The sequence below is a fragment of the Kitasatospora sp. NPDC101176 genome (assembly GCF_044768035.1).
Classification (GTDB): domain Bacteria; phylum Actinomycetota; class Actinomycetes; order Streptomycetales; family Streptomycetaceae; genus Kitasatospora.
Window position 1 is genome coordinate 64,831 of the sequence record NZ_JBIWPA010000021.1, and the last position, 22,743, is coordinate 87,573.

Genomic DNA, 22,743 nt, shown 5'->3' on the forward strand with positions numbered 1-22,743 from the left:
GGTGTATGTTGTCACTCCTGGCCGCCCGCCGCGGGGGCGGGGTGCCCCCGGGACCGGCCCCGGGGGACCCCGGGGGGGGGGGGGCCGGGGCCGGGCCCCCGGCCCCCCCCCCGCTCGCGCTTTTTCGGGGGCCCGCCCGCCGGGCCGTGGGAGGATTCGCACCATCAGCCTGACGAAGGAGTGCAGCGAGTGCCCGGCACCAACCTGACCCGCGAGGAGGCCCGCACCCGGGCCGACCTCCTCCACGTGGACGCGTACGACATCGAGCTCGACCTGAGCTCGGCCCGCGAAGGAGGCACCTTCCGGTCCACCACCGTGGTCCGGTTCTCCGCCACGACCCCCGGCGCGGACACGTTCATCGACCTCGTCGCCCCCGGCGTCGAGGAGATCACCCTCAACGGCGCGCAGCTCGACCCGGCGAGCTTCGCCGACAGCCGGATCCCGCTGCCCGACCTGGCGGCCGAGAACGAGCTGCGCGTCGTCGCCACCTGCGCCTACACCAACACCGGCGAGGGCCTGCACCGGTTCGTCGACCCGGTCGACGGCGAGACCTACCTGTACACCCAGTTCGAGGTGCCGGACGCCCGCCGCGTCTTCGCCAACTTCGAGCAGCCCGACCTGAAGGCCGCGTTCACCTTCACCGTGACCGCCCCCGCCGGCTGGGTCGTGGTCTCCAACTCGCCCACCCCCACCCCGGCCGGCGACGGCGACACCCGGGTCTGGAGCTTCGAGCCCACCGGCCGCATCTCCAGCTACATCACCGCGCTGATCGCGGGCCCGTACGTCGGCGTCTTCGACAGCTACGAGAACGGCGACCAGAAGGTGCCGCTCGGCGTCTACTGCCGCCCGTCGCTGCGCGAGTTCCTCGACGCCGACGCCATCTTCGCGGTCACCCGCCAGGGCTTCGACTACTTCCAGGAGAAGTTCGACTTCCCCTACCCGTTCGCGAAGTACGACCAGCTCTTCGTCCCGGAGTTCAACGCCGGCGCGATGGAGAACGCGGGCGCCGTCACCTTCCGCGACCAGTACGTGTTCCGGTCCAAGGTGACCGACGCCGCGTACGAGGCCCGCGCCGCGACGATCCTGCACGAGCTCGCCCACATGTGGTTCGGCAACCTCGTCACCATGGAGTGGTGGAACGACCTCTGGCTCAACGAGTCCTTCGCCACCTACGCCGAGGCCGTCTGCCAGGCCGAGGCGCCCGGCTCCCAGTGGCCGCACTCCTGGACCACCTTCGCCAACCAGATGAAGACCTGGGCGTACCGGCAGGACCAGCTGCCGTCCACCCACCCGATCATGGCCGACATCAACGACCTGGAGGACGTCCAGGTCAACTTCGACGGCATCACCTACGCCAAGGGCGCCTCGGTGCTCAAGCAGCTGGTCGCCTACGTCGGCCAGGACGCCTTCTTCCAGGGCGTCCAGGCGTACTTCAAGCGCCACGCCTGGGGCAACACCCGCCTCCCCGACCTGCTCGGCGCCCTCGAGGAGGCCAGCGGCCGCGACCTGCGGACCTGGTCCGCGGCCTGGCTGGAGACCGCCGGCATCAACGTGCTGCGGCCCTCGATCACGCTGAACACCGACGGCGAGATCGAGTCCTTCGCCGTCCTCCAGGAGGCGCCCGCGCTGCCCGCCGGCGCCAAGGGCGAGGCCGTGCTGCGGCCGCACCGCATCGCCATCGGCCTGTACGAGCTCGCCGACGGCGCGCTGGTGCGCACCGACCGCGTCGAGCTCGACGTCGACGGCCCGCGCACCGAGGTGCCCGAGCTCGTCGGGCGGCACCGCCCGGCCGTCGTCCTGCTGAACGACGACGACCTCTCCTACGCCAAGATCCGGCTCGACGAGGACTCCCTCGCCGTCGTCACGGAGCACCTCGGCGGCTTCACCGACTCCCTGCCGCGCGCGCTGTGCTGGGCCTCCGCCTGGGACATGACCCGCGACGGCGAGCTCGCCGCCCGCGACTACCTCGCGCTCGCCCTCTCCGGCATCGGCCGGGAGAGCGACATCGGCGTCGTGCAGTCCGTGCAGCGGCAGGTCAAGCTCGCCCTCGACGCGTACGCCGACCCGCAGTGGCGCGAGGAGGGCACCGCCCGCTGGGCCGCCGCCGCCGAGGAGCACCTGCGCGCCGCCGAGCCCGGCAGCGACCACCAGCTCGCCTGGGCCCGCACCCTCGCCTCCGTCGCCCGCACCGAGGGGCAGCTCGCCCTGCTCACCGGCCTCCTGGACGGCACCGTCGAGATCAAGGGCCTGGCCGTCGACACCGAGCTGCGGTGGACCCTGCTCACCCGACTCGCCGCCACCGGGCTCGCCGACGAGGCCCGGATCGCGGAGGAGCTGGAGCGCGACAACACCGCGGCCGGCCAGGAGCACGCCGCCACCTGCCGCGCCGCCCGTCCCACCGCCGAGGCCAAGGCCGAGGCCTGGGCCGCCGTCGTCGAGTCGGACACCCTCACCAACTACGTGCAGGAGGCCGTCATCGCCGGCTTCCACCAGGCCGACCAGCGCGAACTGGTCGCCCCGTACGCGGCCAAGTACTTCGCGGCCGTCAAGGAGGTCTGGGAGACCCGCAGTCACGAGATCTCGCAGCGGATCATCGGCGGGCTCTACCCGGCGCTGCAGGTCACCCAGGACACCCTGGACGCGACCGACGCGTGGCTGGCCTCGGCCGAGCCGGCGCCCGCCCTGCGGCGCCAGGTCGTCGAGGCCCGGGCCGGGATCGAGCGCGCGCTCAAGGCGCAGGCCGTCGACACGGCGGCCGGCGGGCGCTGATCCGCGGACGCACAGGAACGCCCGAGGGGGCGCCGGACGGTGTCCGGCGCCCCCTCGGGCGTCGTGCGGTCCTGGTGGACGCGGTGGGTTACTTCTTCTTGGCCTTGCCGTACGGCATGCCGGCGAGCGCGGCGATGATCACGAAGGCGGCGATCGGGAGCAGCACGTACAGACCGATGGTCTGGCCGATGCTCAGGCCGGCACCCGGGTCGTCACCGTCGTCCCGGGTGTAGGCCATGGCGGGCGACGACAGCAGCATCATGAGCGTGACCGTTGCGGAGACCGCGCCGGCTCGCAAAGCGTTCCTCTTGTCCACGTTTCCAACTTACCCGCCGCTTATGCGCCTCCGCGCGTCGGGGTCGGCCCTCCGGGGGGTGGGGGTGCGCGGGGGCGGCTGACGGCGGGGTGGCCCTGCGGGCGGCAAGGAGGCGGGCACGGGAGAGGACCGGACCCGACGAGGTCGGCCCTCCGGGGGCGGGGGGTGCGCGGGGGCGGCTGGCGGCGGGGGTGCGTAGGGGTGACGGGCGGGGGTGGGGCCGGGCGGGTGGGGGTCCCCGGGGTGGGGCCCGGGGGCGCAGGGGGTCAGACGGTGGGGTGGGGGCTGGGCGGGGCCAGCAGGTGGGCGAGCAGGCGGGCGGCGGGGGTGGCGGCCAGCCGGTCGAGGGTGACCGGGCCGCCCTCGCCGTCCGCGACCGGCAGGCGCCAGTTCGGGTACTGGTCCCAGGTGCCGGGCAGGTTCTGCGGGCGCGGGTCGCCGACGAGGTCCGGCAGCCAGACCCCGATCAGCTCCGCCGGGGTGGCGCGCAGGAAGCGGTACAGCGCCGGCATCGACAGCGGCTCGCCCGGTGCGAGCAGCCCCCGGCCGGTCAGCACCGCGCGCCAGTCCGCCAGCTCGGCGGCCGCCTCCTGCTGTTCCTCGCCGAGCGGGCGGGCCAGCAGGCCGAGCCGGTGGCGCAGCTCGACGTGCTCGCCGGAGAGCCGGGCCGCGGTGCTCGGCAGGTCGTGGGTGGTGAGGGTGGCCAGGCAGCCGGGGCGCCAGCGGTCCGGGGCGAGGACCTCGCCGGCCGCCTGCCAGTCCCGTTCGAACCAGAGCACCGACGTGCCGAGGATCCCGCGCGCCGCGAGCTCCTCGCGCACGCCCGGCTCCACCGTGCCGAGGTCCTCGCCGATCACCGCCGTCCCGGCCCGGTGCGCCTCCAGGGCCAGCACCCCGAGCATCGCCTCCGCGTCGTAGCGGACGTAGGCGCCCTCGGTCGGCGGGTGCCCGTCCGGCACCCACCAGAGCCGGAACAGGCCCATCACGTGGTCGATCCGGATCGCCCCGGCGTGCCGGGCCGCGGCGCGCAGCAGTTCCGCGTACGGGGCGTAGCCGGCGGCGGCCAGCGCGTCCGGGCGCCAGGGCGGCAGGCCCCAGTCCTGGCCGTGGGCGTTGAAGGCGTCCGGCGGGGCGCCGACCGAGATGCCGCCGGCCAGCACGTCCTGGAGCGCCCAGGCGTCGGCGCCGTCCGGGTGGACGCCGACGGCCAGGTCGTGGATCAGGCCCACCGGCATGCCGGCCTGCCGTGCGGCCCGCTGGGCGGTGTCGAGCTGCTGGTCGACCTGCCAGGCGAGCCAGCGGTGGAACTCGACGCGCTCGGCCAGCTCCTTGGCGGCCCGCTCGACCTGCGGGCCGTCCGGGTGCCGCAGCCCCTTCGGCCAGCCGTGCCAGTCGGCGCCGTGCTCCTCGGCGAGCGCGTTCCACAGCGCGTGCCGGCGCAGCCACTCGCCCTCGCGGCGCTGGTACGCCTCGTAGGCGGCCTGGCGGCCGGCACCGCGCGGCACCTCGTGCAGCAGTTCGAGGGCCTCGCGCTTGAGCGCCCAGACGGCGTCCCGGTCGATCAGGCCGTCGTGCACCAGCACCTCGTCGCGCAGCCGGGCGGCGCGGCGGCCGAGCTCCTCCGCCTCGGCGCGCTGGCCGGCCGTCAGGTACCCGTACTCGGGGAGCGCCTCGACGCGCAGGTGCACCGGGTCGGCGAAGCGGCGGGAGGAGGGCCGGTAGGGCGAGGGGTCGGCGGGGGCGGTGGGCAGGGCCTGGTGCAGCGGGTTGATCTGGACGAAGGCGGCGCCGAGGCCGGCGCCCGCCCACTGGGCGAGTTCGGCGAGGTCGCCGAGGTCGCCCATGCCCCAGGAGCGGTCGGAGAGGACGGAGTACAGCTGGGCGAGGAAGCCCCAGCCGCGGCCGGGGAGCGCGGGCAGCCGTTCGGGGGCGACGATCAGCGCGGCCTCGGCCTCGCCCTTGCCCGTCCGGGCCTTCAGGGTGTGCCGCCCGAGCGGGAGGTCGGCGGGCAGCCAGTGCGCGTGTCCGCGCGGCAGTTCCCAGACGCCGCCGTCCTCCAGTTCGACGTGCAGCCGGGCGTCGGCGGGCACGTCCAGGGCGGTGCGCCGGCCGGCCCGCACCACGACGCACGGCGGCAGCAACCGGGCCCGCTGGGCGGTGCGGTGACGCTCCAGCGCCTCGTGGACCTGCTCCGGAGTGCCGGCCGCCACCCCCAGGGCCGCCAGCACCGCGACCAGCGTCCGCGCCCCCACGGTCAACCCGCCCGGCCCCGGGTGCCGGGTGTCCACCCCGTACGCCTGCGCCAGTGCCACCAGTTCGGCCGGTGGTGGCGGCGCGTCCTGCGCCGGCACCTTCAGCCCGTCGGCTCCGTCACGGTCGAGATAAGCGGCCACTCGCGGCTCCTGCGATGTCTCGGCAACGCCTGGTCAGGACGACCACAGTCCTACCCGCGTGACGCCCCGACCACCCTGTGCGACACGAGTGGGGAGGCGGAACGGGCGACCGGCACGAGGTGCGCGCGAGGGCTTCACCGAATTCTCCAATCAGGACAAACCCGTCATAGCCGTCGGCGACGTTGACACCGGGTTGGCCAGCTGGTGGGGTTGCGGCGACGTGGTCCAGCCTGGCGAGGAGGCTCCTGTGCAAGCCCGAGTTTCCGTTGCGGCCGGGCGGCGGCTGCGGCAGCAGTTGGAGCAGGCCCCGGCACTGCGCGAGGTGCTCCACCACCCGGCGGCCCTGGCCGCGCGGCGGGCCACGGCCCGGACGTGCCGTCAACTGGCCCCGAAGACCGCGGACCGGCTGATCGCCGACCTCAAGGGCACCGAGCCGCTGCTGGCCTCGGTGCGGGCCGAACGGGCCGGGCGCGCGGCGGGCCGGCCGGGGCGCCGGACCATGCAGATCGCGGCGGGGGTCGCGGCCGCGGCGGTGTTCGGCGGGATGCTCGCCGGGCCGGTGCCGTCGGCGGCGTACGCGGCGGTGCCGGGGCCGGACGTGGTCAGCACCGCGCCGCAGACCCCGCTGGGGAGCATGACGAACCCGCAGGTGTTCCCTCGCCCGCAGGAGCAGACGGTGGCCGGCAAGGCCGTCGCCGTCCCCGACACGGTGGCGCTGGTGACCGCGCCCAAGGCGGACCGCGGCGCCGTCGACGCCGTCCGGGAGGTGCTGGGCGTCGCCGGCGCGACGACGGTGACCTCGCAGGCCGACGCCGGCACGCCGGCCGCCGGATCGCTGGTGGTGTACGTCGGCGGCGCCGCCGAGGACGCCGACGGCGCGGTGGACGGGGTGCTGCACGACCTGGCCGCCGCGGCCGGCACCGCCGTGCCCTCGACCACCGGGATGCCCACCGGCGGCTACGTGCTGTCGGCCGGTCAGCTGCCCGCCCAGGGCGGCGGCACCTACGGCGTGGTCGTGCTCGCCGGCGCCGACGCCACCGGCACCTTCTACGCGGCGCAGAGCCTGCGCCAGCTGCTCGCCGCCGTCCCGGCCGGGCAGGGGCAGGCGGCCGGCGCCGCCGGGCTCGGCCTGCCCGGGATCACGCTGCGGGACTGGCCGACCGGTGCGCCGGTGCGCGGCACCGCGGAAGCCTTCTACGGCAGCCCGTGGACGGCCCAGCAGCGCCTCGACCAGGTCGACTTCCTCGGCCGCTCCAAGCAGAACTTCTACCTCTACGCGCCCGGCGACGACCCGTTCCGGCTCTCCCGCTGGCGCGACCCCTACCCCGCCGCCCGCGCCGACGAGCTGCGCGAACTGGGCTTCCGGGCCCGCCAGAACCACGTCACCCTCGGCTACGCCATCGACCCGGGGCAGTCGCTCTGCTTCAGCTCCGGCAAGGACGTCGACGCGCTGGTCGCCAAGCTGGACGGGCTGCGCAAGCTCGGCTTCACCGCCTTCCAGCTGCAGTTCCTGGACGTCAGCTACGACGAGTGGCACTGCGACGACGACCGCTCCGCCTACGGCACCGGGCCGGCCGCGGCCGCCAAGGCCCAGGCCGCCCTGGTGGCCAAGGTGAACGACCGGCTGATCGCGCGGAACCCGGGGCTGGCCCCGCTGTCCGTGGTGCCCACCGAGTACCACAAGCAGGGCGCCACGCCGTACCGCAAGGCGCTGGCCGCGGCCCTGCCGGGCGGCGTGCAGGTGGCGTGGAGCGGCGTCGGCGTCATCCCGGAGAAGATCACCGGCGCCCAGGCCGCCGAGACCGGCGACCTGTACGGCCACCCGCTGGTCACCATGGACAACTACCCGGTCAACGACGCCAACCCGGACCGGCTCTTCCTCGGCGCCTACACCGGCCGCGAGCCGGAGGTGGCCACCCGCTCCGCGGTGATGCTGACCGGCGCGATGCAGCAGCCCGTCGCCTCCCGGATAGCCCTCGCCACCGCCGGGGACTTCGCCTGGAACCCGACCGGGTACAAGCCGGAGGAGTCCTGGCAGGCCGCGGTGCGCTCGCTGGCCGGGCCGAACGGCACCAGCGCCACGCCCGTCGGGACGGCGCTGTCCGCCGTCACCGCGCTGGCCGGCAACAGCTCCTCCTCGCCGCTGTCCAAGCAGGAGTCCGGCTACCTGACGCCGCTGCTCGACCGGTTCTGGGCCGCCGCCGAGCCCACCTCGGGCGCCGCCCCCGACCTCGCCAAGCTGATAGAGGCCGCCGCGCCGGTGCGGGACGCCTTCACCGCGATGGCCACCGCCCAGCAGACCCTCTCCGGCACCGAGGCCACCGCCCAGCTGGCCGCCGAGGCCGCGCCCTGGCTCGCCCCGCTGCACGACTACGGGCTGGCCGGACAGGCCGCCCTGGACATGCTGCTGGCCCAGCACGGCGGCGACGGGGCCGCCGCCTGGAAGGCCCGGGTCCAGCTCAACCAGCGGCGCGAACTGCTCGCGCAGAGCCCGGCGACGATCGGTGCGGGCGTGCTCGACCCGTTCCTGGACCGGGCCGTCCGGGCCGCCGACAACTGGGCCGGCGTGGTCGGCGGCGGGGTCACCCCCACCAGCACCATGGGCACCGCGCACGACCACCTGCCCGCGCTGATGACCGACGGCGTGGCCGACACCTTCTACTGGAGCTCCGCTCCCCCGCAGCCCGGCGACGCGGTCGGCGTCGACCTCGGCGGCGGCCGCCCGGTCGGCAGCGTCACCGTGCTGATGGGCTCCTGGGGCAGCGGGCAGGACGGCCGGACCGCCGTCGACGACTACATCCGCGACGGCGTGCTGGAGTACTCCACCGGCGAGGGCGGCTGGAAGCAGCTCGCCGTCGTCCGGAACCAGAAGACCGTCAGCGCCCAGCTGCCGGCCGGCGCCGTCGTCCGGGCCGTGCGGCTGCGCGCCACCGCGGCGCAGAAGACCGCCGTCGCCGTCCGCGAGTTCACCGTCACCGCGCCCGAGGACGCGCCCACCAGCGTGACCGGCGGCCCCGCCGCGCTGCCCGGGTCCTCCGCGGCCGCCGTCCTGGACGGCAACCCGGACACCGCGTACCGCGCGGCCAAGGCACCGACCGCGCAGGACGAGCCGCTCACCGTCGAACTGGGCTCGGCCCGGCCGCTCGACCGGCTCACCGTGCTCACCGACCCGAACGTGCACGCCACCGCCACCGTCGCGGTGCGCCGCCAGGACGGCACCTGGACCGACATCGGCACCGTGCAGCCCGGCTACAACGAGCTGCAGGCCGGCGGGCAGCTCGCCGACGCGTTCCGGCTCACCTGGAAGCCGGGCGGCGACCCACCGGTCGTCAACCAGGTCATCCCCTGGTACGCCGACGTCCCGGCGGCCCGGCTCAGCCTGACCGACCCGTCCGTGGACGTGGTGACCGGCGCGGCCGCCCCCGCCCAGGCCCGGGCCACCGTCGAGGCCGGCCGGCCCGAGGGCACCAGCGGCGAGCTGCGCACCGAGGTGCCGGCCGCCGCCAAGGGCCTCACCGTGGCCCCCGCGGGCGGGGTCACCGTGCCCCGCGGCGGCCGGGTGGGCGTGCCGCTGCTGGTCAGCGCCGCCCCGGGCACGCCGTCCGGGACGTACCAGGTGCCGGTGCAGTTCGTGGCCGGCACGACCACCGTCAAGCAGGTGCTCCAGGTGCACGTGGTGCCGCCCACCGGCGGTGCCGACCTGGCGCGCGGCGCCAAGGCCACCTCCTCGGGCGACGAGACGGCGGACTTCCCGGTCGCGTCGGTCGTCGACGGCGACCCGAAGACCCGCTGGTCCTCGCCGGCCAAGGACGACGCCTGGGTGCAGCTGGAGCTGCCGCAGGCGACCAGGCTGGGCGCGGCGGTGCTGCACTGGCAGTCCGCGTACGCCTCCTCGTACAAGATCCAGGTCTCGGCGGACGGCAGCACCTGGACGGACGCGGCGACGGTGGACAACGGCAAGGGCGGCGACGAGACCGTGCGGTTCGACGCGCCCGGCGCCCGGTTCGTGCGCATGCAGGGCGTCTCGCGTGCCACCAAGTACGGCTACTCGCTGTGGGGCGTCGAGCTGTACGCCGTCACCACGCCCGGGCAGCCGCAGCCGCCGGTCACACCGCCGGTCCAGCCGGGCGGCACCCCGGCCACCCCCGCGCCGACCCCGACCCCGACGACGACCCCCAGCGCCCCGGCCGCCCCGCCGGCGGCCACCCCGAGCGGTACGACGGCGCCGAAGCCGTAGGGTCGGGCCCCGCCGCCCGGCACCGCGCCCGGCCGCCCGGCCGCCCGGCCGCCCGGCACCGCGCCCGGCCGCCCGCAACGCGGCGGGCCGCCGCGCTCCCCGGTGGGGGGCGCGGCGGCCCATGAGGCGTACCGACGGTGTGACGGGCAGGCCCTTGTGGAACGGGATCAGGCGGAGAGCGGCTCGGGCTGCTCGCCGCGGCGGACCGGGGCGGGGTGGGCAGCGTGCGCCCGGCCGAGCGGGACGGTGTGGCCGGGCTCGGTATGGTCGAGGTGTTCGTACTCGCCCCACTGCGGGGCGCGCAGTTGGTCGGCTCCGCCGTACGGCTCCAGGTAGGGCCGCCAGCGCGGGTCCTTGATGCCCGTGCCGATGATCCGCCAGGCGAGTCCGCTGGGCGGGGCGGGCTGGCGTTTCATCCGCCAGCCGAGTTCGGTGAGGTGGCGGTCGGCCTTGGTGTGGTTGCAGCGGCGGCAGGCCGCCACCACGTTGTCCCACCGGTGCTGGCCGCCCCGGCTGCGCGGGATGACGTGGTCGACGCTGGTGGCGGCGGCCCCGCAGTAGACGCAGCGGCCGTGGTCGCGGGCGAACAGCGCCCGGCGGGTGAGCGGGACGGGCCCGCAGAACGGGACCCGGACGAAACGGGTCAGACGGACGACGGACGGCGCCGGGAGGGCGCTGGTGGCGCTGTGCAGAGTGACTCCCGTGTCCTCCAGGCTGACCGCCTTGTGGTTGAGGACCAGGATGAGTGCGCGGCGCATCGATACGACGCCGAGTGGCTCGTAGGACGCGTTGAGGACCAGGACATGCGGCACGGATGCCTCCTTGGACGCCTGCGGCGCGTGGCTCGCGCCGGGACGAGCGGTTGGATCGCACAACTGGTGTGTGATCTCCCCCAGTGTCGCCTTACGCCTTCGTACGGCGCCACCACTCCTGTGTAACGGACCTGACCGGAACTGCGGGTGTGGTCTCTGTCATAGCCGGTATGCCCTGGGGAGGGTCGGGTTGCACCCGGGTGCCGCCGGGGTGCCCCCGGGAACCCTCCCGGAGGACGACTCGGCCGGTCGGAGCAGCCCCGGGCCCCGGCGGCCGGGGGAGCGCACCGGGGCGTTGACGGGGCGTCCGGGCCGTCCGGTACGCCCTCCGGCGTGTCGGGGCGGGTGCCCGGTGGCGGCTAGGCTAAGCCGGACGGTCCGCGGGCCGCGTGCCGCGGCGCGGGCCCGCCACGCCCCCTGCAGGAAGGTCCCGCACGTGTTCCGCTCCGGCGCCACCGGCCCCGCCGACGCGTCCTCGACGCTCACCACCCCGACGCCGGCCCCCAGCCCGACCGCGCCGCAGCTGCCGCAGCTGGACCTGAGAATCCCGACCAGCGCGCAGGAGGTCAGCGACACCACCAAGCAGGCCGCCAGCTGGTTCGACACGCACTGGCAGGGCTGGCTGGCCGGCGGGGTGCGGATCGTCTTCATCGTGCTGCTGGCCCTGGTGCTGCGGGCCGTGGTGCGCAAGCTGATCACCCAGTTGATAGCCAGGATGGCGCGCTCCCACGAGCACCAGGAGGAGAGCCGGCTCGGCGGGCTGCTGGCGAACACCGGGGTGGTGAACCCGGAGCGGCGCCAGCAGCGCTCGGAGGCGATCGGCTCGGTGCTGCGCAGCGTGGCCTCGTTCACGATCCTGGGCACGGCCGCGCTGATGGTGCTGTCCGCGCTGGGCGTGAACCTGGCCCCGCTGCTGGCGAGCGCCGGTGTGGCCGGTGTGGCGATCGGTTTCGGCGCGCGCAACCTGGTGACGGACTTCCTCTCCGGGGTCTTCATGATCATGGAGGACCAGTACGGCGTCGGCGACGAGATCGACACCGGGGTGGCCACCGGCACGGTCCTGGAGGTCGGCCTGCGGGTGACCAAGCTGCGCGGCGCGAACGGCGAGATCTGGTACATCCGCAACGGCGAGGTCAAGCGGATCGCCAACATGAGCCAGGGCTGGTCGACGGCCTCGGTGGACGTCCAGGTCGGGTACAAGGAGGACCTGCTGCGGGTCGAGGACCTGATCCGGGAGGCAGCCGAGTCGCTGTCCAAGGAGGCGCCGTACGACGAGCTGATCTGGGCGCCGGTGTCGATCCTCGGCCTGGAGTCGGTCGCGGCGGACTCGGTGATGGTCCGGATCGAGGCCCGCACGGCGCCGGGCAAGTCGTCGGTGGTCTCCCGGGCGCTGCGCCAGCGCCTCAAGACCGCCTTCGACCAGGCCGGGATCAAGGTCAAGGAGGAGACCCCGGCGGCCGCCGCAGCGGCCGCCGCCGCGGCGCCCCCGGCCACCGGCGTGGTGATCGCGCCGGCCTCCGAGCCGGCCCCGCCGTCGGCGCTCAGCGATCCGAACTCGGCCCGGTTCAAGGCGGCCGAGGCGATACCGATGCCGAAGTCCGGCGACTAGGGCTTGTCTGACCATTCGCGTCGCATCGGCGCGCGGCGTTGGGCGCCCGGCTGGGCGTGCCGCCGGAGCGTCCTCGTACTGGACGTACTCGGACGATTCGGCGGTGCGTCCAGGCGGGATGCACGGCGTCGTGCGCGCGGCGGGAATGGTCAGACAAGCCCCAGCGGCACGCCCCCGGCCTCCGACGGCCGGACCCGGAGCCCCGTTCCACCGCACGCGTTCCCCGGCGGTGGGGCGGGGCTTCGTGCTGTCCGGTAACGCTTCGGCATCCTCCGGCCCGCGGGCCATTGACACCCCGCTGACGGGAACCGTACGGTCCTTCCCAAGCGACTGGAAAGTTTCCTAACAGTTCGCGCGAAGCCCCCGCGGGAGCCACCCGGGAGCGCGCCCGACCAGCCGGAAGAGGAGGATTCGCGGGTGACCAAGACCACGGCCAAGGCCCCCCTCGCCGGCACCCCCAGCCTGCTGCGCGCCATCAACGACCGCGCCGCCCTCGAACTGCTGCTGGCGAACGGCCCGCTCTCCCGCACCCAGATCGGCACCCTGACCGGCCTCTCCAAGCCCACCGCCTCCCAGCTGCTGGCCCGGCTGGAGGCCGCCGGGCTGGTCCTGCCGGTCGGCACCACCGCCGGCGGCCCCGGCCCCAACGCGCAGCTGTACCAGGTGAACCCGGCCGCCGCGCACGTCGCCGGCGTCGACGTCACCAACAGCGGGATCCGGGTCGCCGTCGCCGATATCACCGGCACCACGCTCGCCGAGCACACCGTGCCCACCAAGGGCGTGCCCGCCGCCGAGACCGTCGCCACCGTGGCCGCCGCCGTCGCCGCCGCCGTCCGGGCCGCCGGGCTCCCCGAGGACTGCCTGCGCACCGCCGCGATCGGCGTCGGCGGCGCCCCCGACCCCGTCACCGGCAAGCTGCGCTACGCCTCCCACCTGCCCGGCTGGCACTCGCCGCACCTGGTCGAGGAGCTCTCCGCGGCGATCGGCGCGCCGGTGTCGATCGAGAACGACGTGAACCTCGCCGCCGTCGCCGAACAGGCCTCCGGCGCGGCCCGGGGCTCCGAGGACTTCGTCCTGCTCTGGGCCGGCGCGGGCACCGGCGCCGCGATCGTCATCGCCGGCCGGCTGCACCGCGGCTTCACCGGCGGCGCCGGGGAGGTCGGCTACATGCCGGTGCCCGGCTCACCGGTCGAGTGGGACGCGCGCCGCCGCAAGTTCGGCGGGTTCCAGGCCCTGGTCGGCGCACCCGCCGTCCGCGCCCTCGCCCGCGAGCACGGACTCGGCGCACCCACTGCCGAGGAGTCGATCGCCAAGGCCCTGGAGACCCCGGGCGCCGGCGACGCGTTCCTCACCGAGCTGGCCGGCCGGCTCGCCGTCGGGCTGACCGTCATCGTCGCCGTCGTCGACCCCCAGCTGGTGGTCCTCTCCGGCGCGGTGCCCAGCGCGGGCGGGGAACGCCTGCGCGCGCTCGTCGAGGACGAGCTCGCCCGGCTCTCCATCGCCCGGCCCGAAGTCCGCAGCAGCGCCCTGCCCGACTCGCCCGTCCTGCTCGGCGCGCTGCAACGCGCTCTGGCCGACGCCCGCGAGGCGGTCTTCACCACCCACTGACACCGCCCACCGACGCCGCCCCCGGACGCCCACCCACCGACGCCTGCGCACCCGTTGCCCCCCGAACGCCCCCCTGCACCCACCTCTCCCCAACCCCCGAACGCGGGACCAGAGGCAATGACGCCTGCCCGCGCACCCCCAGGAGGACCTCGAAGTGCACCCCACCACCTCCCGCAGAGGCCGCCGCACGCTCGCCGCCGTCACCGGCGGTGCCGTCCTGGCCCTGCTCGCCACCGCCTGCACCGGCAGCAACGACGCGGGCGGCAACGACGACTCGGCCAGCGGCAAGGACGTCACCATCACCTTCTGGCACGGCTGGAGCCAGGACAACGAGGTGAAGGCGATCAACGACAACATCGCCGCCTTCGAGAAGGCCCACCCCAACATCCACGTCAAGGCCGTCGGCAACATCGCCGACGACAAGGTCAACCAGGCCCTGCGGGCCGGCGGCGACGACGCGCCCGACGTGGTCTCCTCCTTCACCACCAACAACGTCGGCATGTTCTGTTCGACCAAGGCCTTCGCCGACCTCAAGCCCCTCCTGGCCAAGAGCGGCATCGACGCCGCCAAGACCTTCCCGGCCGCGATGCTCGACTACACGCAGTTCCAGGGCAACCAGTGCTCCCTGCCGCTGCTCGGCGACGCCTTCGGCCTCTACTACAACAAGAAGGCCTTCGCCGCCGCCGGCATCACCGCCCCGCCGAAGACCTTCAGCGAGTTCGCCGACGCGGCCGCCAAGCTGACCGTCGCCGACGGCGACGGCTACAAGCAGCTCGGGTTCATGCCGCTCTACCACGGCTACGAGTCCACCACCGAGCACTTCCTCGGCCAGTACGGCCCGACGTACTTCGACGCCGCGGGCAAGTCCACCATCGCCTCCGACCCCAAGGTCGGCGCGATGCTCACCTGGCAGAAGGGCCTGGTCGACAAGCTCGGCGGCTACGACAAGCTGGAGAAGTACCGCTCCGCCTTCGGCGAGGAGTTCAGCGCCAAGAACCCCTTCCACACCGGCCAGGTCGCGATGGCCATCGACGGCGAGTGGCGCACCGCCTCGCTCGCCGAGAACAAGCCCGACTTCGACTGGGCCACCGCGCCGTTCCCCGTCCCGGACGACCAGGCCGCCACCTACGGCCGCGGCTACCAGACCGGCACCATCATCGGCATCGCCAGTGGCAGCAAGAAGCAGGCCGCAGCCTGGGAGCTGGTCAAGTACCTGACCACCGACACCGACGCGGTCGTCAACTTCGCCAACGCCATCCACAACGTGCCGAGCACCTTCGACGCACTCAACTCGCCGAAGCTGATCAGCGACCCGAACTTCAAGACCTTCCTGGACATCGCCAAGAACCCCGGCTCGGGCACCACCCCGGCGAGCGTCAACGGCGGCGGCTACATCGTCTCCCTGCAGAACCTCGGGTACGCCCACGAGTCCGGCAAGCAGGCCGACCTCCAGGCCGGCCTGGCCGCCACCGCCAAGGAGATCGACTCGGCCATCGCCCAGGCCAAGTAGCGGCACCGCCCACGGAGCTCCCATGTCACTCGCGCTCGGCACCCGCAAGGGCACCGGCCCCACCGACCCGGCGGCGCCCTCCACGCAGCACCTGCTGCGCCGGAAGCGCCGCCGGGAGGCGGCCCGCACCCTCGCCTTCCTCTCCCCCTGGCTGATCGGCTTCGCGGTCTTCTTCCTCTACCCGCTGATCTCCACCGTCTACTTCTCCTTCACCAAGTACAACGGCTTCGGCGCCCCCACCCCGAACGGCCTGCAGAACTGGGACTACGTCTTCAACGACCTCCCGGCGTTCTGGCAGGGCCTGCGCAACACCCTGTGGCTGGTCGTCGTCATGGTGGGCCTGCGGGTCGCCTTCGGCCTCGGCATCGGACTGCTGATCACCAAGGTCAAGACCGGTGTCGGCTTCTTCCGCACCGCCTTCTACCTGCCCTACCTGGCACCGCCGGTGGCCGCCACCGTCGCCTTCGCCTTCCTGCTCAACCCCGGCACCGGCCCGGTCAACCACTTCCTCGGGGAGCTGGGGCTGCCGCAGCCCGGGTGGTTCGCCGACCCGAACTGGTCCAAGCCCGCGCTCACCATGCTCGCCATGTGGGGCATCGGCGACCTGATGGTCATCTTCATGGCCTCCCTGCTCGACGTCCCCAGGGAGCAGTACGAGGCGGCCGAACTGGACGGTGCCGGCCCCGTCCAGCGGTTCCGGTACGTCACGCTGCCGAACATCTCCCCGATCATCATGTTCGCGGTGGTCACCGGGGTCATCCAGACCATGCAGTACTACACCCAGGCGATCGTCGCCGGGAAGGTCGCCGGCGGCATCGCGGGCAACTCGGGCCAGCAGTTCGAACCCGGGTTCCCGCAGGGCTCCACCTGGACCCTGCCGCAGATGGTCTACAACCTCGGCTTCCAGCGCTTCAACTACGGCGCGGCGTGCGTCGTCGCCCTGGTGCTGTTCGCCATCTCGATGGCCGTCACCTCGGTCCTGCTCCGCCGCAACTCCGGCTTCATGGCGAGCGATGACTAGGGATCGTCAGACAAGCCCCAGCGCTCGCCGGCAGCAATCGACGGACCCGGCGGACCAGTGAGGACCCGATCATGACTCTCAGCTCCACGCTCACCCAGGCGCCCTCCCCGGCCGGCACCCCCCGCGCCCCCGGCACGGCCGCCGCCCGGGCCGCCCGGCGCCGCGCCCTGCTCAACTGGGTCGCCGTGCACTCCCTGGCCATCGCCGCCGCCCTGTTCTTCCTGCTGCCGTTCGTCTTCGCCTTCCTCACCTCGGTGATGACCGACCAGCAGGCGCTCACCACCGACTACTGGCCCACCTCCTGGGAGTGGGGCAACTACGGCAAGGTCTGGGAGACGCCCGGCTTCCTCACCTGGTGGCGCAACACCCTGCTCTACGCCGGCCTCGGCACCCTGCTGACCGTCGTCTCCAGCCTGCCGGTCGCCTACGCGCTCGCCAAGTTCCGCTTCCGCGGCCGCAACCTCGCCCTGATGGCCGTCATCGCCATGATGATGCTCCCGCCGCAGGTCACCGTCATCCCGATGTACCTGTTCTGGGCCAAGCAGCTCGGCCTCGGCGGCTCGCTCTGGCCGCTGATCATCCCGATGGCCTTCGGCGACGCCTTCTCGATCTTCCTGCTGCGCCAGTTCCTGCTGACCATCCCCAAGGAGTACATCGAGGCCGCCCGGATCGACGGCTGCGGCGACCTGCGCACCCTGCTCAGGGTCGTCCTGCCGATGGCCAGACCGGCCATCGCCGCCGTCGCACTGTTCCAGTTCTTCTACTGCTGGAACGACTACTTCGGCCCGCAGATCTACGCCAGCAACAACCACGACGCCTGGACCCTCTCCTACGGCCTGGAGTCCTTCAAGGGCGCCCACCACACCAACTGGAACCTCACCATGGCCGCCACCCTGCTGGTGATGGCGCCGGTGATCGTCCTCTTCTTCTTCGCACAGAAGGCCTTCATCGAAGGCGTGACACTGACAGGGGTCAAGGGCTGATGTCCGCACGCAAGTCCGCGCTCAAGCTGGCCATCGTCGGCGGCGGTTCGACGTACACCCCGGAGCTGATCGACGGCTTCGCCCGGCTGCGCGACACCCTCCCGATCGGCGAACTCGTCCTGATCGACCCGGCCGCCGAACGGCTGGAGCTCATCGGCGGCCTCGCCCGGCGGATCTTCGCCAAGCAGGGCCACCAGGCCACCGTCACCACCACCACCGACGTCGGGACGGGCGTCGCCGACGCCGACGCGGTGCTGCTGCAGCTGCGCGTCGGCGGCCAGGCCGCCCGCGACCGGGACGAGACCTGGCCGCTGGAGTGCGGCTGCGTCGGGCAGGAGACCACCGGCGCGGGCGGGCTCGCCAAGGCCCTGCGCACCGTCCCGGTCGTCCTGGACATCGCCGAGGAGGTCCGCCGGACCAACCCGGACGCCTGGATCGTCGACTTCACCAACCCCGTCGGCATCGTCACCCGCGCCCTGCAGGGCGCCGGCCACAAGGCCGTCGGCCTGTGCAACGTCGCCATCGGCTTCCAGCGCAAGTTCGCGGCGCACCTGGGCGTCGCCCCGGAGCTGATCCGGCTGGACCACGTCGGGCTCAACCACCTGACCTGGGAGCGCGGAGTCACCCTGCTCGACGCGCCGGGCGCGGCCGGCGGGCGCGAGGTGCTGCCCGAACTGCTCCGCGGCTTCGGCAAGGAGATCGCCGCGGACCTCCACCTGCCGCAGCCCCTGGTCGAACGCCTCGGCGTCGTCCCCTCGTACTACCTGCGGTACTTCTACCAGCACGACGCGGTCGTCGAGGAACTGCGGGCCCAGGGCTCGCGGGCCGCCCAGGTCGCCGAGATCGAGCGCCGGCTGCTGGAGATGTACGCCGACCCGGCCCTCGACACCAAGCCCGAGCTGCTCGGCCAACGCGGCGGCGCCTTCTACTCCGAGGCCGCCGTCCAGCTCATCGCCGCCCTGCTGGGCACCGACGGCGGGACGTCCGTCCAGGTCGTCAACACCCGCAACGACGGCGTGCTGCCGTTCCTGCCCGACGACGCCGTCGTCGAGGTGCCCGCCGAGGTCGGCCCCGACGGCGTCCGCCCGATGCCCCAGCGCCCGCTCGAACCGCTCTACGCCGGCCTCGTCGCCGCCGTCACCGCCTACGAGCACCTCGCCCTCGACGCCGCCCTGCACGGCGGCCGCGACCGGGTCTTCGACGCCCTGCTCGCCCACCCGCTGGTCGGCCAGATCGAACTCGCCGACCGGCTCACCGATCGGCTGCTCGCCCACAACCGCGAGCACCTCGCCTGGGCCTGACGCCCCGGAGCCGGCCCGGCCCGCGAGACGAGGGTGTCGCGGGCCGGGCGGTGCGAGGAGACCGACCACCCCGGCCGGTACACGGCCGGGCACCCCCGGCCGACGACCACGGCCGGGCCACGTACGAGCCGCGGGGACCTGATGACCCACCAGCCCGAACCACTCCTGCCCGGCGTCCTCGCCATCGACGCCGGCAACTCGAAGACCGACGTCGCCCTGATCGGGCTCGACGGCACCGTCCGCGGCACCGCCCGCGGCGGCGGCTTCGCACCCCAGCGGATCGGCGGCGCCGCAGCCGTCGCGGGCCTCGCCCCGCTCGTGCGGGAGGCCGCCGCCGCGGCCGGCCACCCGTCCTGGAACGGCGTCCTCACCAGCCACGTCAGCGCCTGCCTCGCCAACGCCGACCTGCCGGTCGAGGAGGAGGGCCTGCGCAGGGCGCTGGAGGCCCACCCCTGGGGCGTCAGCAACACCGTCGTCAACGACACCTTCGGTCTGCTGCGGGCCGGCACCGACGGCCCGCGCGGCGTCGCCGTGGTCTGCGGCGCCGGCATCAACTGCGTCGGCCTGCTGCCCGACGGCCGCACCGCCCGCTTCCCCGCCCTCGGCGAGCTCACCGGCGACTGGGGCGGCGGCTCCGGCCTCGCCGCCACCAGCATGTGGCACGCCGTGCGCGCCGAGGACGGGCGCGGCGGGCCCACCGCGCTCGCCCCCGCCATCGCCGCGCACTTCGGGCTGCCCAGCGCCGGCGCCGTGGCCGAGGCCGTCCACCTCGGCCAGCTGCCGCCCGACCGGCTGCACGAGATCGTCCGGGTGCTGTTCGCGGTCGCCCGGGACGGGGACGCCGTCGCGCTGGAGCTGATCGACCGGCAGGCCGACGAGATCGTCCGGCTGGCCGTGGTGGCGCTCGGGCGGCTCGACCTGCTCGACAGCCCGGCCCCGGTGGTCCTCGGCGGCGGAGTGCTCGCCTCCCGGCAGCCGCTGCTGCTGGACAACCTGACGGCCCGGCTGGCGCGGGCGGCCCCGCTGGCCCGTCCGCGGGTCGTCGTCGCACCGCCGGTGCTGGGCGCCGCGCTGCTGGGGCTCGACCACCTCGGGGCCGGGGCCGGGGCGCAGGCCCGGGTGCGCGAGGCGTACGAGGTGCCGCGGCCGGTGGCCGAGCCGGTGCGCTGAGGCCGGCCGCGGGCCGGCCCGGGGCGGTGGCCGCGTCCCCGCCTCCTGAGGCGCCCGCCTCCCGAGACCCCGCCCCCGAGACCCCCACCCCCTGAGACCCCCGCCCCCGCCGGATCCGCACGTCCGGCGGGGGCGGGAACCACAGCCCGTGGACCGGGCGTGAGACCTGGGTGACGACGTCCGCCCGCCGCTCGGAGACACTAGTGCCATGGCCGTGCACCGAACCCTCCTCGCCGCCCTGTTGACCTGTTCCGCCGCAGCCGCGACCCTCTCCGCCTGCACCCCCGCCGACTCGGCGCCCACCGTGGCCGCCGCCTCGGCCGCCGCCGTCGCGGACGGCGCGTACGACGACGAGGACGACCAGGACGGGGACCTCGGCGGCCCCGAGCCCACCATGGACACCTCCCCCGCGCCGGTCGTCGAGTGCGCCACCCCGACCCCGACCGAACGCCCGGGCCACACCGTCCTGGTGGTCGTCGCCGCCGAGGGCACGGAGGTCGTCGCCCAGCCCGCGCGCTACCTCTGCGACGAGGCCCGCTACGAGGCCTCCGGCGAACCGGCCCGCTACGGCTTCGCGTCGGCGGGGGTCGAGGCCAGCCTGGTGGACCGGCCGAACGTCGACCCGACGAAGCCGGTGCGGCTGGAGGAGGTGCTCGGCCACCTGGAGGAGTGCCTGGGCGAGCGGGACCCGGGGAGCACGGAGGGCTGCTACGGGAACGCGTACGACGTGGTGCTGGACTCGCACGGCCGGATCATGCGGATCGGGGAGATCGCGGAGCAACCGTGACGGGGCGGTATGCGGTCTTGGTACGGCAGCGGCGTGCGGTCTGCGTCGCGGTATGCGTCGCGGTATGCGTCGCGGTATGCGTCGCGGTCCTGGTGCGGCAGCCGTGACGGGGCGGTATGCGGTCGGCGTGGCGGGTCTGCGTCGCGGTCCTGGTGCGGCAGCCCGGACGGGGCGCTGTGGAGCCGCCACGGTGGCTCGCCGAGCGGTCGGCGTGACGGGCGGAGCGGGGTGGCCGCCGGCGGGCCGGTCCGCCGCCCCGTCCAACTGGTAGACACCCCTGCCGGATCGCCCGTCCCTCTGATGAGCTGCGGCGCATGGGAGACGACCAGGACGGCCAGCAGCGGTGGATCGTGCTCGCCGTCGGCATGGTCGCGATGATCTCCGGCTGCGCGTTCCAGTTCGGCCTGCCCTATCTGATCCCCGCCCTGCGCGACGAGGGCCTGTCCCTGTCGCAGGCCGGGCTGCTGGCCGCCTGCCCGACCGCCGGGCTGGTCCTGACGCTCGCCGCCTGGGGCGCGGCCGCGGACCGGTGGGGCGAGCGGTGGGTCCTGGCCTCCGGCCTCGGCCTCGGCGGGCTGGTGCTGCTGGCCGCGACGACGGTACACGGGACGGTCGCCCTCGGCGCGTGCTTCCTGCTGGCGGGCGCGGCCGGGGCCTCCGCCCACGCGTCGAGCGGGCGGCTGATCCTCGGCTGGTTCCCGGCCCGGCAGCGCGGCCTCGCGATGGGCCTGCGGCAGACCTCGCTGCCGCTGGGCGTCGCGCTGGCCGCCCTGCTGCTGCCGCCGCTGGCCGCGCACGGACGGGCCACGGCGCTCGCGGTCCTGGGGGCGCTGAGCACGGCCTCGGCGCTGCTGGTCGCGGCGGTGGTCCGCGATCCCGCGCGGCCCGGACCGGGCGCGGGCGGCCGGGCGGCCAATCCGTACCGCACCCCGGTCCTGTGGCGGCTGCACGGGGCGGCCACGCTGCTGGTGGTGCCTCAGTTCACCGTGTCGGTCTTCGCCCTGGTCTTCCTGGTCGACGAACGCGGCTGGTCGCCGTCGACGGCCGGTCCGCTGCTGGCCGGCGTCCAGGTGGCCGGGGCGGGCGCACGGCTCGCGGCCGGGCGGTGGTCCGACCTGGCCGGCAGCCGCACCGGCCCGATGCGCCGGCTGGCGCTCACCGCGGCGGCCGTCCTGGCCGCACTCGCCGCCGGGGCGCTCGCGCACTCGGCGGCCGCCACGGCGGCGCTGATGGCCGCCGGGGTGCTGACGGTCTCGACCAACGGCCTGTCCTTCACCGCCGTCGCCGAGTACGCGGGCGGCGCCTGGGCGGGCCGGGCGCTCGGGCTGCACACCACCGTGCAGAACGCCGTCGCGGCCGGGGTGGCGCCGACGGCCGGCGCGCTGATCGGGGCCGCGGGGTACGGCTGGGCGTACGCGCTGGCGGCGGTGTTCCCGCTGCTCGCGGTGGCGGTGCTGCCCGGGGGCGGTGGGCGGGGCGGCTAGGCCGGCCGGGCGGGCCGGACTGCTGACGATCGGGTGGCCGGACGTCAGCCGTCCGCCGTCCGCCGTCAGCCGTCAGCCGAGGCCGATGCGGGCGGCGAGCGCGGCGGGTGCCGGGTACGGCCGCTCGGGCGGCAGCAGGCGCTGGGCCCTCGCCGACTGCCCGGTGCGGACCAGCGCGGCGATCCGGTGCACCCGCGGCGTGAGGTCGGTGATGCCGGTGACCCACTCCTCGGCGAAGGTGCGGATCAGCGAGCGGCCGACGCCCACCTGGATGCTGTAGTGGTTGAGCGCGGCCCCGCGCAGCGTCCGCTCCGGATCCCACTGCACGTGCACCTCGGCGCCCCCGAGTCCGGCCGGGTCCGCGGTGGTCGGCACCGCCCGGGCGAGCGCCTCCTCCCAGCCCTCGCGGGTGATCCGGACGGCCAGCACCCGGGTCTGGCCCGGCTTCTGCGCCCAGTTGCTGCGGTGCATCAGCCAGCGGAACGACGGCTTGATCCAGGTCATCCGCCCGAAGGAGAACGGCGGTACGAAGCGCCCGGCAGTCAGCGCCGGTTCGGCAACGGCGGGCGCGTACGCCTGGTACAGCACGATCGTCCGGTCGTCGAAGTCGGCGCGGATCTCGCGCAGCGCGGTCATCGGTCCCTGTCCCCCTCGCCCCCGTGCGGGTGGATCGCAGGCTGCCAGCGAGGCGGGCGCCGCCGCAACGGGATTTGCCGCCGCGGCGCCGGGGCCGGCGTCGGGCG

The 22,743-nt window shown here is 74.7% G+C and carries 15 protein-coding genes; 11 read left to right on the forward strand and 4 right to left on the reverse strand.

Annotation, left to right across the window (positions count from 1 at the left end; genetic code table 11):
* Window positions 1–189: 189 nt before the first annotated feature.
* A complete protein-coding gene (pepN, locus tag ACIRS1_RS25705; protein WP_402843884.1) occupies window positions 190–2,769 on the forward strand; it encodes an aminopeptidase N in 2,580 nt (859 codons plus the stop codon).
* Between the two features lie 88 nt (window positions 2,770–2,857).
* Here pepN and ACIRS1_RS25710 read toward each other — a convergent pair whose 3' ends face one another.
* Together ACIRS1_RS25710 and malQ are read right to left on the reverse strand one after the other, a co-directional pair.
* Window positions 2,858–3,031 (reverse strand): hypothetical protein, encoded by a 174-nt coding sequence (locus tag ACIRS1_RS25710; protein WP_360215841.1) that lies wholly within the window; start codon window positions 3,029–3,031, stop codon window positions 2,858–2,860.
* A gap of 320 nt (window positions 3,032–3,351) precedes the next feature.
* Window positions 3,352–5,436, reverse strand: coding sequence for a 4-alpha-glucanotransferase (gene malQ, locus ACIRS1_RS25715; RefSeq protein WP_402844007.1), 2,085 nt, complete (start codon window positions 5,434–5,436; stop codon window positions 3,352–3,354).
* 289 nt (window positions 5,437–5,725) lie between these two features.
* Between malQ and ACIRS1_RS25720 the strand changes: the two genes are divergently transcribed.
* Window positions 5,726–9,715, forward strand: coding sequence for a beta-N-acetylglucosaminidase domain-containing protein (locus ACIRS1_RS25720; RefSeq protein ID WP_402843887.1), 3,990 nt, complete (start codon window positions 5,726–5,728; stop codon window positions 9,713–9,715).
* Window positions 9,716–9,882: 167 nt separating this feature from the next.
* Here ACIRS1_RS25720 and ACIRS1_RS25725 read toward each other — a convergent pair whose 3' ends face one another.
* A complete protein-coding gene (locus ACIRS1_RS25725) occupies window positions 9,883–10,527 on the reverse strand; it encodes an HNH endonuclease (protein ID WP_360215847.1) in 645 nt (214 codons plus the stop codon).
* Between the two features lie 436 nt (window positions 10,528–10,963).
* Between ACIRS1_RS25725 and ACIRS1_RS25730 the strand changes: the two genes are divergently transcribed.
* The 9 genes from ACIRS1_RS25730 to ACIRS1_RS25770 all read left to right on the forward strand — a co-directional run bounded on the left by ACIRS1_RS25730 (window position 10,964) and on the right by ACIRS1_RS25770 (window position 22,000).
* Window positions 10,964–12,136 carry a mechanosensitive ion channel family protein gene (locus ACIRS1_RS25730; protein WP_402843891.1) on the forward strand — a complete coding sequence of 391 codons (1,173 nt, stop codon included), beginning with the start codon at window positions 10,964–10,966 and terminating at the stop codon, window positions 12,134–12,136.
* Between the two features lie 417 nt (window positions 12,137–12,553).
* Complete coding sequence (locus tag ACIRS1_RS25735; protein ID WP_360215853.1) at window positions 12,554–13,744, forward strand: ROK family transcriptional regulator; 1,191 nt, start codon at window positions 12,554–12,556, stop codon at window positions 13,742–13,744.
* 154 nt (window positions 13,745–13,898) lie between these two features.
* A complete protein-coding gene (locus ACIRS1_RS25740; protein ID WP_360215856.1) occupies window positions 13,899–15,254 on the forward strand; it encodes an ABC transporter substrate-binding protein in 1,356 nt (451 codons plus the stop codon).
* A 22-nt stretch (window positions 15,255–15,276) separates the two neighbouring features.
* Complete coding sequence (locus ACIRS1_RS25745; RefSeq protein WP_387905946.1) at window positions 15,277–16,275, forward strand: carbohydrate ABC transporter permease; 999 nt, start codon at window positions 15,277–15,279, stop codon at window positions 16,273–16,275.
* Window positions 16,276–16,346: 71 nt separating this feature from the next.
* On the forward strand, window positions 16,347–17,258 hold the full coding sequence (locus ACIRS1_RS25750) for a carbohydrate ABC transporter permease (protein WP_387905948.1): 912 nt from the start codon (window positions 16,347–16,349) through the stop codon (window positions 17,256–17,258).
* Window positions 17,258–18,559: a 6-phospho-beta-glucosidase gene (locus tag ACIRS1_RS25755; RefSeq protein WP_402843897.1), complete on the forward strand. Its 1,302-nt coding sequence runs from the start codon at window positions 17,258–17,260 to the stop codon at window positions 18,557–18,559. The genes ACIRS1_RS25750 and ACIRS1_RS25755 overlap by 1 nt, the downstream gene beginning before the upstream one ends.
* A gap of 141 nt (window positions 18,560–18,700) precedes the next feature.
* Window positions 18,701–19,729 carry an N-acetylglucosamine kinase gene (locus ACIRS1_RS25760; RefSeq protein WP_402843900.1) on the forward strand — a complete coding sequence of 343 codons (1,029 nt, stop codon included), beginning with the start codon at window positions 18,701–18,703 and terminating at the stop codon, window positions 19,727–19,729.
* A 208-nt stretch (window positions 19,730–19,937) separates the two neighbouring features.
* A complete protein-coding gene (locus ACIRS1_RS25765) occupies window positions 19,938–20,516 on the forward strand; it encodes a hypothetical protein (RefSeq protein WP_402843903.1) in 579 nt (192 codons plus the stop codon).
* A gap of 314 nt (window positions 20,517–20,830) precedes the next feature.
* Window positions 20,831–22,000 (forward strand): MFS transporter, encoded by a 1,170-nt coding sequence (locus tag ACIRS1_RS25770; protein ID WP_402843906.1) that lies wholly within the window; start codon window positions 20,831–20,833, stop codon window positions 21,998–22,000.
* A gap of 72 nt (window positions 22,001–22,072) precedes the next feature.
* On the opposite strand, the gene ACIRS1_RS25775 is transcribed toward ACIRS1_RS25770, so the two are convergent.
* A complete protein-coding gene (locus ACIRS1_RS25775) occupies window positions 22,073–22,636 on the reverse strand; it encodes a DUF4291 domain-containing protein (protein WP_402843908.1) in 564 nt (187 codons plus the stop codon).
* Window positions 22,637–22,743: the final 107 nt, after the last annotated feature.

What these genes read in the sequence shown, in the direction of transcription:
- ACIRS1_RS25710 (WP_360215841.1), bottom strand. Translation starts at nt 3,031, where the DNA reads ATGATGCTGCTGTCGTCGCCCGCCATGGCCTACACCCGGGACGACGGT.
- ACIRS1_RS25745 (WP_387905946.1), top strand. Translation starts at nt 15,277, where the DNA reads ATGTCACTCGCGCTCGGCACCCGCAAGGGCACCGGCCCCACCGACCCG.
- ACIRS1_RS25750 (WP_387905948.1), top strand. Translation starts at nt 16,347, where the DNA reads ATGACTCTCAGCTCCACGCTCACCCAGGCGCCCTCCCCGGCCGGCACC.
- ACIRS1_RS25755 (WP_402843897.1), top strand. Translation starts at nt 17,258, where the DNA reads ATGTCCGCACGCAAGTCCGCGCTCAAGCTGGCCATCGTCGGCGGCGGT.
- ACIRS1_RS25760 (WP_402843900.1), top strand. Translation starts at nt 18,701, where the DNA reads ATGACCCACCAGCCCGAACCACTCCTGCCCGGCGTCCTCGCCATCGAC.
- ACIRS1_RS25765 (WP_402843903.1), top strand. Translation starts at nt 19,938, where the DNA reads ATGGCCGTGCACCGAACCCTCCTCGCCGCCCTGTTGACCTGTTCCGCC.
- ACIRS1_RS25770 (WP_402843906.1), top strand. Translation starts at nt 20,831, where the DNA reads ATGGGAGACGACCAGGACGGCCAGCAGCGGTGGATCGTGCTCGCCGTC.
- ACIRS1_RS25775 (WP_402843908.1), bottom strand. Translation starts at nt 22,636, where the DNA reads ATGACCGCGCTGCGCGAGATCCGCGCCGACTTCGACGACCGGACGATC.